Source organism: Streptomyces caniscabiei (assembly GCF_014930365.1).
GTDB classification, from domain to species: domain Bacteria; phylum Actinomycetota; class Actinomycetes; order Streptomycetales; family Streptomycetaceae; genus Streptomyces; species Streptomyces caniscabiei.
Genome location: NZ_JABXWI010000009.1, coordinates 236,553 through 248,814, shown reverse-complemented (window position 1 = coordinate 248,814; position 12,262 = coordinate 236,553). Strand labels below are relative to the sequence as shown.

10 protein-coding genes are annotated in these 12,262 nt (G+C 73.5%); 5 read left to right on the top strand and 5 right to left on the bottom strand.

What is annotated here, in order from left to right:
* Nucleotides 1-120 precede the first annotated feature (120 nt).
* Together HW837_RS25375 and HW837_RS25370 are read right to left on the bottom strand one after the other, a co-directional pair.
* Nucleotides 121-1,023: an ATP-grasp domain-containing protein gene (locus tag HW837_RS25375; RefSeq protein ID WP_045557858.1), complete on the bottom strand. Its 903-nt coding sequence runs from the start codon at nt 1,021-1,023 to the stop codon at nt 121-123.
* 194 nt (nt 1,024-1,217) lie between these two features.
* Complete coding sequence (locus HW837_RS25370) at nt 1,218-2,033, bottom strand: DUF3152 domain-containing protein (protein WP_313895580.1); 816 nt, start codon at nt 2,031-2,033, stop codon at nt 1,218-1,220.
* A 286-nt stretch (nt 2,034-2,319) separates the two neighbouring features.
* Here HW837_RS25370 and HW837_RS25365 point away from each other — a divergent pair, with 286 nt between their 5' ends.
* Entirely contained in the window at nt 2,320-3,393 is a 1,074-nt protein-coding gene (locus HW837_RS25365) for a MerR family transcriptional regulator (protein WP_193380044.1), read from the top strand.
* Here the strand turns inward: HW837_RS25365 and HW837_RS25360 are convergent.
* From HW837_RS25360 to HW837_RS25350, 3 genes are all read right to left on the bottom strand, one after another.
* Complete coding sequence (locus HW837_RS25360; protein ID WP_045557855.1) at nt 3,390-4,454, bottom strand: nucleotidyl transferase AbiEii/AbiGii toxin family protein; 1,065 nt, start codon at nt 4,452-4,454, stop codon at nt 3,390-3,392. The two genes, HW837_RS25365 and HW837_RS25360, sit on opposite strands and share 4 nt — an antisense overlap.
* A complete protein-coding gene (locus HW837_RS25355; protein ID WP_193380045.1) occupies nt 4,451-5,221 on the bottom strand; it encodes a hypothetical protein in 771 nt (256 codons plus the stop codon). Before HW837_RS25355 ends, HW837_RS25360 begins: the two co-directional genes overlap by 4 nt.
* Before the next feature lie 193 nt (nt 5,222-5,414).
* The gene (locus tag HW837_RS25350; protein WP_045557853.1) at nt 5,415-6,125 is read right to left on the bottom strand and encodes a FadR/GntR family transcriptional regulator; all 711 of its coding nucleotides are present in this window, start codon (nt 6,123-6,125) and stop codon (nt 5,415-5,417) included.
* Between the two features lie 299 nt (nt 6,126-6,424).
* Between HW837_RS25350 and HW837_RS25345 the strand changes: the two genes are divergently transcribed.
* From HW837_RS25345 to HW837_RS25330, 4 genes are all read left to right on the top strand, one after another.
* Nucleotides 6,425-7,792, top strand: coding sequence for an SLC13 family permease (locus HW837_RS25345; protein ID WP_045557852.1), 1,368 nt, complete (start codon nt 6,425-6,427; stop codon nt 7,790-7,792).
* A 101-nt stretch (nt 7,793-7,893) separates the two neighbouring features.
* Nucleotides 7,894-9,375, top strand: coding sequence for an acyl-CoA synthetase (locus tag HW837_RS25340; RefSeq protein ID WP_045557851.1), 1,482 nt, complete (start codon nt 7,894-7,896; stop codon nt 9,373-9,375).
* Entirely contained in the window at nt 9,372-10,805 is a 1,434-nt protein-coding gene (locus tag HW837_RS25335) for a carboxyl transferase domain-containing protein (protein WP_193380046.1), read from the top strand. The genes HW837_RS25340 and HW837_RS25335 overlap by 4 nt, the downstream gene beginning before the upstream one ends.
* Before the next feature lie 210 nt (nt 10,806-11,015).
* Nucleotides 11,016-12,053 (top strand): rod shape-determining protein, encoded by a 1,038-nt coding sequence (locus HW837_RS25330; protein WP_045558044.1) that lies wholly within the window; start codon nt 11,016-11,018, stop codon nt 12,051-12,053.
* Nucleotides 12,054-12,262: the final 209 nt, after the last annotated feature.

Below are 12,262 nucleotides of genomic sequence, written 5' to 3'. Positions count from 1 at the left end.
GGCAGCGGGCACGGGCGGGACGCCCGCTTCATGGATTTCCCGCCTCTTCGGGTGAGGGGCGGGTGCGGGCCGGGCGGGTGCGGGACGGGGTGCGGGACGGGGTGCGGGCCGTCGTCGCGGCTAGCCGGTGGTCGCGGCGGTCAGGATCGTCTCGACCACGCGGGGCAGCGAGGCCGGGTGAAGCCACAGGAAGAGGTTGGGCTCGACGAGTTCCAGCTCCATCACACACGGCTGCCCGTCCGCGCCGGTGACCAGGTCGACGCGCGCGTAGAGCAGCTCGGACCGCCCCGGTACGGCGGCCAACGCCCGCTCGGCCACGGCGAGTTCGGCCTCGGTCGGAGTCCAGTGGACCAGGTCGGGGTGGGCGGTCTTCTCCGCGTCGTACGCGGTCCCGGGCGCGAGCACCGCGCCCTTGCGGCTGGCGTGCAGCAGCCGGCCGCCGAAGAACTGCAGGGCCCGCTCGCCCTCGGTGTCGATGCTGGTCATGAACGGCTGCACCATCGCGGTGAGCCCCTCGGCGCGCATCCGCTCGATCTGCGCGGCGGCGGTCTCGCGCCGGTCGGGGGTGTAGCGGGCGGCGTAGCGGGCGCCCGCTCCGGAGGTGGGCTTCACGACGTACTCGTGCGCCTCGGGGAGCCGGAGGGGGTCGCCGGGCGCGAGGTAGTCCGTCGGTACGACGGGGACCCCGGCCCGCGCGAGGTCGCCGATGTACCGCTTGTCGGTGTTCCAGCGCACGACGTCGGCCGGGTTGGCGAGCCGGGTGGCCGCACCGGTCTTCTCCGCCCAGGCCACGAACTCGGCCGCGCGCCAGCTGTAGTCCCAGGTGGAGCGGATGACGACGAGGTCGTACGCGGCCCAGTCGGCGGCCGGGTCGTCCCAGCGCACGGCAGCCGCGTCGGCCCCGGCCTCCCGCAGTGCCTCCACCAGCACCGGCAGATCGCGGTCGTGGTTGACCCGGGGCCCGGGGTCGTAGGTGGCGAGGGCGATGCGGGGGGCGGCTGTGCGGGCCACGGGGGCTCCCATCTCGTACGTCTGCGGCTGCGGCTGCCCGTCCGGGGCCGCGCGCAGGGGGTTCCGGGGTGCGGGTCCCGGAACGCGGGTCTCCGGAATGCGGGTCTCCGGAATGCGGGTCTCCGGCGCAGGCTAACAACCGCGGGTGACATGACGGGACGGGACCGGGTTCCACGGGCGGCCGGTCGTCGTGGGCCCGTGCCGGCTCACGGCACCGAGGGCCCGGTGAGGAAGCGGCCGTCGCTGTCGTACGGCCAGACGTTGGGGACGCAGCCCTTCATGCCCTTGATCTGCTGCATCATCGCCGGGGCGGGCTTGCCCTCGCCGGGGCAGGTGACGTGGCCCTGGCCGAGGAAGTGACCGACCTCGTGGTTGATGATCAGGGCGCGGTAGGCCTCGACGTCCTCGGCGTAGACGGGGGTCGCCAGTTCCCAGCGTTCGAGGTTGACCATGACGTCGTCGCCGGCCTGGCAGTTGAACTCGCCGCGGGTGTTCAGCCCGACCCGGCGGCAGAACGCGTCGACGGTACCGGGGGTCGCCACCTTGACGACGAAGTCGGTGGGGCCGCCGGAGACCCGCTGGAACGCCGATCTGCCGTCGGCGGTCCAGCCGCGCGGGTCGGCGAGCACGGCCTCGACCTCGTCGGCGACCTCGGCTGCCGACAGCGACAGTCCCTTCTCGACGTCGACCCGGTAGCGCAGGGGCGTGCCCTTCCCCACCTTGGGGCTGCCGCCGGAGGCCGTGGTGAACGTGCCGGGCCCGGTCCTGGGGATGGTGACGGGCGAGTCGCTGGGCGAGGGGGAACCTGAGTCGCTCGGCGACGAGCTGGGCGAGGAGGAGGGACCACCGGACGCACCCTTGTCGGCGTCGGCGTCGGCACTCCGGCTGGGACCGGGTGAGCGCCTGGAGCGCTCGGGCGAGGGTTCGGCGGACGTGGTCGCCCCGGACCCGCCGGCCGTCTCGCCCGTGCCGCCGCCCACCCACCCCACCGCGGCTAAACCGGCGACACCGACGACCGCCACCGCCCCGAGCCCGCTCCACAGAGGCACTCTCGCCCGCGGCGCACGAACCTTCCGCCGACGACGGCGGGTGCTGGTACGGCTGCGGGTGCGAGAACGTGTTGCCTTGTGCGCGCTCATGTTCCTTCAGAGTGTGATCAGTATGTGATCGGATGTGGCCGAGTCAGTCACGAAAAGATAACGGATGATCGGCTTGGCTCCGCACCATCGCTTGACCTTCACCTTCGGTGAAGCCCCAGCATCGATCGCGGAACGAGGAACGCCAGGACCACAAGAGCCAGGGGGAGCCATGGACATGCTGACGATCGGGGCCTTCGCCAAGGCGTGCCGGCTGTCACCGAAGGCACTGCGGCTCTACGACGAGCTGGAGCTGCTGCGGCCCGCCCGCGTCGACCCCGACACCGGCTATCGCTACTACGCCGCCGAGCAGTTGGAGCGGGCCCGGCTGGTGGCCTGGCTCCGCCGGCTCGGGATGCCGCTGGCCCGTATCCGTACGGTGTGCGCGCTGGAGCCGGGCCCCGCGGCCCGGGAGATCCGGGCGTACTGGGCCGGTGTCGAGGCCGAGATGGCGACCCGGCGCGACCTGGCGGCCTTCCTCGTGGACCACCTCACCCACCCGTCCGAGGAGGACACCGCGATGCTCGAACTCCGTTACGCCGCCCTCTCCGACACCGGCCTGGTACGCGCAGCCAACCAGGACACCGCCTACGCCGGCACCCGCGTCCTCGCCGTCGCCGACGGCTTCGGCCCCGCCGGGGCACCCGCGAGCACGGCCGCCGTGGAGGCGCTGAAGACGCTGGACCGCGAGACCCTACCGGCGGGCAGTGTGCTGAACCTGCTGGAGGACGCGGTGCGGGGCGCGAGCGACGCCGTACGGGGCGTCGCGGGGACCGGGGACGACGGCACCACCCTGACGGCGATGCTCTGGACCGGTTCGCAGCTCGCCCTCGTCCACATCGGCGACTCCCGCGCGTATCTGCTGCGCGACGGCGAACTGTTCCGGATCACCCATGACCACACCGTCGTCCAGTCGATGATCGACGAGGGCCGGCTGACGCCGGAGGAGGCCACCGCGCACCCCCAACCCGCCCTGCTCCTCAAGGCGTTGACCAACAGCGGGGCGACCGGCACGCCCGACCTGCGCCTCCAGGACGCCCACCCCGGCGACCGCTATCTCCTGTGCTCAGACGGCCTCTCGTCGGTCGTCCCCGACCCGGCCCTCCGGCGCACCCTGTCCTCGGCCCCCGACCCCGAGACCGCCGTACGCGCCCTCGTCACCGAGGCGAACGAGGCGGGCGGCCCGGACAACGTGAGCTGCGTGGTGGCGGACGTGGTGACGAACGGGGTGCGCGGGGAGCGCTAGGAGGCGCCGGCCGCACGTCCCCTGCCCTTCCGCCGCGCCGCGGGCGGCGCCGGCACCCGTTCCAGCGCTCGGCCCAGGCGCTCCACCCACTCCTCGGCCGTGCCCCGCACCCGGGGGTGGGCGGTGCGGAAGTCCGCCCAGTCCTCGGCGTCGAGGACGAGCGTGTCCACGCGCAGGGCGTCGGCGTAGGCCGGGGTGCCGGCGCCGGGCGCACGGCGGAAGACCTTGTGGAGCAGGCGCGGGGAGAGCCGGGTGACCTCGGCCTCGGCGAGGAGGACGGCGTCATGGAGGTCCTTGGCCCGGGCGTGGCCCTCGGTGGCGCAGTCGGTGTGCAGCCACAGGAGCTTCCAGGCGAGCGACAGCGCGGGGCCCGGGGTGCGCACGACGGTCCGGCCGCTGCCGTCGGCGCGGGGTATCGCCGTCCACACGGGAAGCTCCGGGAGCGGCTCGTCCCGGGCGAAGTCCAGCCGCGCCTCACCGGGCGGCAGGCCCTCCGCCGCCCAGGGGATGGTGAGACGGACGCCGGGGGTCTCGTACTCCACGTAGGTCCAGATGCCGTCGGGCCGGGCGCCGTTCACGTCGAGCACCACGCCCGGCGCGGCGACCGGCCGCTCCCGCACCAGGTCGAGCAGTGCCAGATGCGGCGGGCGTTCCTCGGGCTCCGCCTCGAAGACCCAGTGCAGCCCGTCGGGCGGGACCATCGGCCGCAGGCCCCCGGTGTCGAACTCCTCGAACCTCCAGATCTCGTACCGCCCGGCCCCGTCGGCCGCCTCCGGCCACTGCTGTACGGACTCCAGCCCGTCCACGTACGGGTAGGGGTGCGCGGGGTCCACCGGGACCAGCAGGGGCAGGGGCACGATCCAGTCGAGGTCGGCGGGCTCGCGCGCCTCGGCCCCCACCCACGCCGACATGACCATGCTGCCGCGCAGCACCAGGTCCTCCCCCAGGGGCGAGTACTCGGCGACGAGACGGAGCAGGTGGTCGAGCACGGCCCGGTGCGCGGCCCGCCACCGCTCGTCGTCCGGGGACCGGGCTCCTTCGCCCGCCCGGGACCCGGTCACCGGGCGTCCGCCGGCTCATCGGCACGCACATCCGTCCGCCGCTCGCCGAGCGGGGCGGTGCCGATGCGCGTCCGCTCCCTTATCCACCCGGCGTCCAACTGCGGGCGGTCGTCGTGGACGACGAACTCCTCCTCCACCTCCACCGCCTTGAACTCCGCCGTCGCGAGCGCGTCGAGGAGGGCGTCGAGACGGCGGCGGGCCTCGGGCCGGCCGACGTCACGGCAGCGCTGGGTGACGAAACGCTCGTGCCCGCGTGCGGGCCGACCGTCCGGCCCGTCGCCCCCGGCGCCGCCCCGCTGTCCGCCCGCTCGGTCGGTGGCGCCCAGCTCGCGGCGGGCGTTGCGCGACACATGGGCCTCATGGCGCTCGGCGAGGGCGCGGACCGTCGCCACCTCGGTGTCGTCGGCGAGGGCGAGCTTCACATGGTGCTCGAAGTAGCAGCCGGGAGAGAGGGCGCGGGCCTCGGCGGCCGTCCGGGGCACGTCCGCGTTCCAGGGTGTGGCCTCGATCTTCACCCGGGCCACCACGAACCCCTCGGCGCCCAGCCGTTCGACCCACACGGACGCGGCCGCGCGCTGCGCCGACAGCGCCCCCTGGCCACGGACCGTCAGCATCGGCTGGTCGGGCACCGCTCCCCGGTCGAGCACGATCCGGGTGTACTTGACCCGGTGACGCTCCGCCCACCGCCGTATCCGGTCCTCGTCACCGGCCACGGATCCGGCCGCCACTGTCAGATGGGTCTCGAACTCCCCCGCGAACTCCCGCACCGCCGCCCCGCATTCCCCCACGCTCGCCCGCCGGCTCTCCGCCGACGACCGTCCTCCGCCGCTTCTGTGGACCCGTCGGCACCTGCCGACTCGCCGGTGGCCGACTGTACTGACCGCCACTGACAACGGCGGACGGGAGCGGGCTCAGGAGGGCGGGGCGGGGCGGGCTCAGGAGGGCGGGGCGGGGGCGGGCTCAGGACGGTGAGTCGCCCGGGTCCCAGTCCAGCAGGCGGACCTTCGCGACCGTGCGGACATGGCGGCGCATCGCGGTGGCCGCCTGCTTGGGCTGCCGGGCGGCGATGGCGTCGAGGATCGCCTGGTGCTGGGCGAGCGAACGGTCGGGGCGGCCGGGCTGCCGCAGCGACTCGGTGCGGCTCTCGGCGATCTGGTCGGCGATGGAGCGCATGAACTCGGCGAGCAGACTGCTGTGCGCGGCCGCCGTGACCGCCGCGTGGAACAGCCGGTCGCCCTCGATGCCGTGCCCGTCCCGCTCGATCTCGCCGGCCATGTGCGTGAGGGCGTCCCGCATCGCGGTCAGGTCGTCCTCCGTGCGGCGCTCGGCGGCCAGTTCGGCGAGCTTCGTCTCCAGCGCCTCGCGGGCCTCCAGCACATCGGGCAACCGCTGACGCCGTTCGACCATCCTCTCGACCGGCTCCACGTCCAGGCTGTCCCGCACGAGGTACGTGCCGCCACCGTGCCGGGCCTCCACCAGCCCCTGGACCTCCAGCACCACGATGGCCTGCTTGACCGAGGCCCGGCTGACCCCGAGCCGCTGGGCCAGGTCCCGCTCGGGCGGCAGCCGGTCACCGGCCCTCAGACCGCCCTCGGCGACGTACTGCCGCAGCCGGTCGAGGACCTGCTCGTAGAGCCGCTGCTTGGCCATGGGGCGCAGGGCGTCGCTCACGATTCCCCCTCGTGCTGCTCGATGCTGCTCGTGCTGCTCGCAGTGCGTGTGCCGCTCGTCCGGCGTCGCTCGTCGGGAGCGTAACACCGGGTGGAGCCAGTGGAGCGGTGGTCGAGTGGCTGAACCAATTTACGCGCACCCCCTTGACGCCACCCTCGTACGCCCGCACGCTGACCAACCGTAAGTGGCTCAGCCACTCGACCACTTGCCCACACGCCCCCAGTCCCTCTGCCCGCACCTCGCCCCCTCCCCCTCCTCCCCTCCCTGTGCCGTTCCGGGACCCAACGACGGGAGCCCGTATGTCCCCCGAACTGATCTCGATCCTCGTCCTCGCCGTGGTGTTCGTCATCGCCACGACCCGTTCCGTGAACATGGGCGCGCTGGCCTTCGCCGCCGCCTTCGGAGTGGGCGAACTCGTCGCCGACCTCGACGCGGACGGCATCTTCGCCGGGTTCCCCGGTGACCTCTTCGTCGTCCTCGTCGGCGTCACCTATCTCTTCGCGATGGCCCGCGCCAACGGCACCACCGACTGGCTGGTCCACGCCTCGATCCGGCTCGTTCGGGGGCGGGTGGCGCTGATCCCGTGGGTGATGTTCTTCCTCACCGCCGCGCTGACGGCGATCGGCGCGGTCAGTCCGGCGGCGGTGGCGATCGTCGCCCCCATCGCCCTCAGCTTCGCCTCGCGCTACAACATCAGCCCCCTGCTGATGGGCGCGATGGTCGTCCACGGCGCGCAGGGCGGCGGCTTCTCCCCCATCAGCATCTACGGCACGATCGTCAACGGGATCGTCGAGCGCGAGAACCTGCCCGGCAACGAGCTGTTCCTCTTCCTGACGTCCCTGATCGCCAACCTGGTGATCGCGGGGGTGGTGTTCGTCCTCTTCGGCGGCCTGAAACTGACCTCAGCCCCTGTCTCAGCGCCTGTCCCTGCCCCTGCCCCTGTCTCTGCCACCGCCACGGCTACAGCCGCGGCCCCTACCCCTCCCTCCGCCTCCGCCTCTGTCTCTGTCTCGGTCTCCGAGACCGACCCGGCCCCGGACCCGGCCCCGGACCCAGAGCCCGACACCCCGCTCACCCCCGCCATCACGGCCACCCTCGCCTCCCTCGCGGCCCTGGTCGTCGCGGTCCTCGCCTTCGACCTGGACGCTGGCCTCACCGCCGTCACCCTCGCCGCCCTCCTCAGCGCCCTCTGGCCGGACGACAGCCGCAAGGCGGTGACCCAGATCGCCTGGTCCACGGTCCTCCTCATCTGCGGCGTCCTCACCTACGTGGGCGTACTCGACGAGATGGGCACCATCACCTGGGCCGGCGAGGGCGTCGGCGGCATCGGCATCCCCCTCCTCGCCGCCGTGCTCCTCTGCTACATCGGCGCCGTCGTCTCGGCGTTCGCCTCCTCCGTCGGCATCATGGGCGCCCTGATCCCCCTGGCCGTACCGTTCCTGGCCCAGGGCGAGATCGGTGCGGTCGGCATGATCGCGGCACTCGCCGTCTCCGCGACGGTCGTGGACGTCAGTCCCTTCTCCACCAACGGCGCGCTGGTCCTGGCCGCCGCGCCGGACGTGGACCGCGAGCGTTTCTTCCGACAGCTGATGATCTACGGAGGGATCGTGGTGGCCGTGGTGCCCGCCGTGGTGTGGCTGGTGCTGGTGGTGCCGGGATTCGGGTAACCCCTCGGGGAACCCCGAGGATCGGGGAGCCGCAAGGGCAGCGCGACACCTCGAACGGCGACGACCGACGACCGACGACCGACGACCAAGGAGTACGGAACGTGTCCTCTCTCTTCCCGGCCCTCACCGGCGAAGCCCGAACCCCCGAACGCCCCGCCCTGCGCTTCGGCGACCGGTCCCTGACGTACGCGGAACTCGCGGCCGTGACCGACGCGCTCGCCGCCCGGATCCGCGACGCGGGCCGCGTGGCCGTCTGGGCGACACCGACGCTGGAGACGGCGGTGGGCGTCGTGGCCGCGCTACGGGCCGGCGTCCCCGCCGTACCGCTCAACCCGAAGTCGGGCCAGAGCGAGCTGGGGCACATCCTGAAGGACAGCACCCCCGCACTGATCCTCACCGCCCCCGACGTCGAACTGCCGTCCGCACTGGCCGAGTTGGAGCGCCTGGACATCGACGTACGGGACGACTCGACATCCCGCCCGGCGCCCACGGACGAACCGACAGGGGAACCGACCCCCGCCGCCCCCGCCCTCATCGTCTACACCTCCGGAACGACCGGCCCGCCCAAGGGCGCCGTCATCCCCCGCCGCGCCATCGCGACCACTCTGGACGCGCTGGCCGACGCCTGGCAGTGGACCGCAGACGACGTCCTGGTCCACGCCCTGCCGCTCTTCCATGTGCACGGCCTGATCCTGGGCATCCTCGGCCCGCTGCGGCGCGGCGGCGCGGTCCGCCACCTCGGCAGGTTCGACACGACCGCGGTGGCCCGGGAGCTGTCGTCCGGCGCGACGATGCTGTTCGGCGTCCCGACGATGTACCACCGCATCGCGGAGACCCTGCCCGGCGACCCGGAACTGGCGAAGGCACTCGGCGGCGCCCGCCTCCTCGTCTCCGGCTCGGCCGCGCTGCCGTTGCACGACCACGAGCGGATCGCGGCGGCGACGGGCCGCCGGGTGATCGAGCGGTACGGCATGACCGAGACACTCATGAACACCAGCGTCCGCGCCGACGGCGAACCCCGCGCCGGCACGGTCGGAGTCCCCCTGCCCGGCGTGGAGTTGCGGCTGGTCGAGGACGACGGCACTCCCCTCACCGCGGACGACGGCGAGTCGGTCGGCGAGATCCAGGTGCGCGGCCCGAACCTCTTCACCGAGTACCTCAACCGCCCCGACGCGACCGCCGCCGCGTTCACCGCCGACGGCTGGTTCCGCACCGGCGACATGGCCGTCCGCGACCCCGACGGCTATGTGCGCATCGTCGGCCGCAAGGCCACCGACCTCATCAAGAGCGGCGGGTACAAGATCGGCGCGGGTGAGATCGAGAACGCGCTCCTGGAGCACCCGGGCGTACGGGAGGCGGCCGTCACCGGCGCGCCGGACCCCGACCTCGGCGAACGCGTGGTCGCCTGGATCGTGCCGCAGGATCCCGGATCCCCGCCCCCGGCGGCGGAGTTGGCGTCCCATGTCGCCACCCTCCTCTCCCCTCACAAGCGCCCCCGGACCGTCCACTACCTCGCCGCCCTCCCCCGCAACGACATGGGCAAGATCATGAAGCGGGCGCTGACGACGGACGCGTCCGCATGACCGACCGCCGCTTCTCGGCCCGCGAGGCCCTGGCCCTCCTGACGGACGACTTCACCGAACTCCCCACGCCGCAAAGGGAGTACACCCCCGACGGCCCCCTCGCCTGGCAGGACTACGACACCGCACGCGCCCGCGCGACGGCCCGCACCGGGGAGGAGGAGTCGGTGGTGTGGGGCCGCGCGTGGATCGGCGACCGGACGCGTACGGAAGCGCGTACGGAAGGAGGGGCCGAAGCGACCGGCACCGCCGTCCGCACCGGTACGGCGGCCGTGCTCATCTCCTTCGAGTTCGGCTTCCTCGGCGGCTCGCTCGGCGAGCGCACCGGCGACCGGCTGGAGGCGGCGTACACCTACGCCCGTGAACACCGCCTCCCGGTGGTCTCGTTGATCGCGACGGGTGGCAGCCGTATGCAGGAGGGCATGCGCGCGCTGACCCAACTCCAGCGCGTGGCACGGGAGTCGGCGCTGACGAGCGAGGCGGGACTGCCGCAGATCGCGGTGCTCCGCGATCCGACGACGGGCGGCGGCTGGGCGGCCCTCGGCGCCGGCGCCGACATCGTCCTGGCCCTGCCGGAGGCCCAGATCGGCTTCGCCGGCTCCCGGGTCCGCCCACCGGACGCGGACCGGGCGGCGTACACGGCGGACTCCCAGGTCACGGCGGGCTCCGTGGACGCGGTGGTCCACCCGGACGACCTGCGCGACACCCTGTCCCTGTGGCTGACCCTCCTGACCGGCCCGTCCAAGGACCCCGCACGCCCACCCCACGCACTCCGCGGCCCGCACCCCCACGAAACCCCCCTGCCCAGCACCGGCTGGGAAGCCGTGCAACGTGCCCGCTCCCCCCACCGCCCCCGGGCCGAGGCCTACCTGGACGCCTACTTCACCCGCCGCGCACCGCTCAGCGGTGACCGGGCCGGCGGCACCGACCCCGGCATGCTCTGCGGCTTCGGCGAACACGACGGGCGGACCGTCGCCTACGCGGCCCAGTGCGGCACCGCGACCCGCCCGGCGGGCTACCGCACCGCCACCCGCCTCATCCGCCTCGCCGACCGCCTCGGCATCCCCGTCCTGACCCTGATCGACACCCCCGGCGCCGCGAACGACGCCGAAGCGGAACGCCAGGGCGCGGGCCCCGCCATCGCCGCCCTCTTCACCACCGTCGCGAGCGCCCGCACCCCCGTCACCACCCTCCTCATCGGCGAGGGCGGCTCCGGCGGAGCCCTCGCCCTCGCCTCCCCCACCCACACCTGGGCCACCCCCGACTCCTACTTCTCGGTGATCGCCCCGGAACTGGCGGCGGCGATCCTGAAACGGCCGGAGACCCTGGTCCGGGCGACAGCGGACGAACTGCGGGTACGACCGCAGGACCTGGTGGAGCTGGGAGTCGTACGGGGAATCGTCGACCCGACGACACCACCCACACCCGACTGACGCCCCCGCCCTCACCCACACCCGACCGACGACGGTCGCCCCAACCGACACCGACACGCGCTGAACCACCCGTCCAGCCGCACCCCCACCCGGCCCACCCCAACAGGCACCCCGCTCCCGCCCCCCGCACGATGCAAAGGGAACCAGGGAACCGCCGACCGGCGGCGGTCCGTACGGTCCGTGCTCTCGGGAGGATCCGCAATGACCGCGATGACCGCCAGTCTGGAGCAGCTGCGCCGCTGCCACTTCGGCGTCGACCTCGGGGCCGCGCGAACCCGGGTGTATGTGAAGGGCGCGGGCCTGGTCGTCGACCAGCCGAGCGTCGCCGCCGTGAACACCCGGACGGGCGCGTTGATCGCGGTCGGGGAGTTCGCGGAGAAGATGACGGGCCGTACGCCCGACTACATCCGGGTCGTCCGCCCCGTCTCGGGCGGCACGGTGGTCGACATCGAGATGGCCCAGCGCATGCTGCGCCAGCTGCTGGGCGACCGGGTCCGCCGCACACTGCGCCGCAAGCCCGTGCTGCGCGCCGCCGCCTGCACCCCGCACGGCGCGGACCCACTCGCCCAACGCGCCACGATCGAGACCCTGGTGGGCCTCGGCGCCCGCCGGGTGGAACTGGTGGACACCCTCATCGCGGCGGCGGTCGGCTGCGGTCTGCCGGTGGAGCAGCCCGAGGCCACCATGATCATGGTGTGCGGGGCGGGCGCCACCGAACTCGCCGTCCTCTCGCTCGGCTCGGTCGTCAGCGCGGTACGCATCCCCGTCGGCGGCGAGACCATCGACCACGCGATCGTGCAGCACCTGCGTCTGCGCCACGAACTGACGCTGCCGAGCCAGTCCGTACGGCCGCTCCAGCTGGCCCTCTCCGGCAACGGCCTCACCCCGCACGGCCCCACCTCCACCGAGATCCACGGCCTGGACGTGGCGACGGGACTGGCCCGTTCCGTGCAGGTGGACACCGCGGCCGTACGGGACGCCATCCAGACCCCCCTCACCGCCGTGGTCGACGGCATCGGCAAGGTGCTCCGCGACTGCCCGCCCGACCTGGTGGCCGACCTCGCCGACCGCGGCATCATGATGGTCGGCGGCAGCGCCCTGCTCCCCGGCTTCGACCAGATGCTCCGCCACGCCACCGGGATGCCGGTCCACATCGCCGAACGGCCCGACGTCTGCGCCGCGCTCGGCGTAGGCGCCATGCTGGACGGCCGGATCGCACCCATCAGCCTGGACCCGGTCGGCGACTGACCGACGCACCCGAGCCGGCCCCGAGACCACCCCGCCGACACCCCCTACGAACACTTCTCCGAACATGCCCACGAGCGGCAGCACCCGGAGCACGCGAGGGCGGTCGGCACCACGACGGTCTCCCGGCGGTCGCCCCCGTGAGCCCGTGACGCCCCACCGAACACCCGTACGCGTCGTTCTCGCCGAAGTGCCCCGCCGCTAGGGTTACT

Excerpts from the sequence above, each read along its gene's own strand:
- HW837_RS25335 (WP_193380046.1), top strand. The coding sequence starts at position 9,372 with ATGACCGACCGCCGCTTCTCGGCCCGCGAGGCCCTGGCCCTCCTGACG.
- HW837_RS25345 (WP_045557852.1), top strand. The coding sequence starts at position 6,425 with ATGTCCCCCGAACTGATCTCGATCCTCGTCCTCGCCGTGGTGTTCGTC.
- HW837_RS25330 (WP_045558044.1), top strand. The coding sequence starts at position 11,016 with ATGACCGCCAGTCTGGAGCAGCTGCGCCGCTGCCACTTCGGCGTCGAC.
- HW837_RS25365 (WP_193380044.1), top strand. The coding sequence starts at position 2,320 with ATGGACATGCTGACGATCGGGGCCTTCGCCAAGGCGTGCCGGCTGTCA.
- HW837_RS25375 (WP_045557858.1), bottom strand. The coding sequence starts at position 1,023 with ATGGGAGCCCCCGTGGCCCGCACAGCCGCCCCCCGCATCGCCCTCGCC.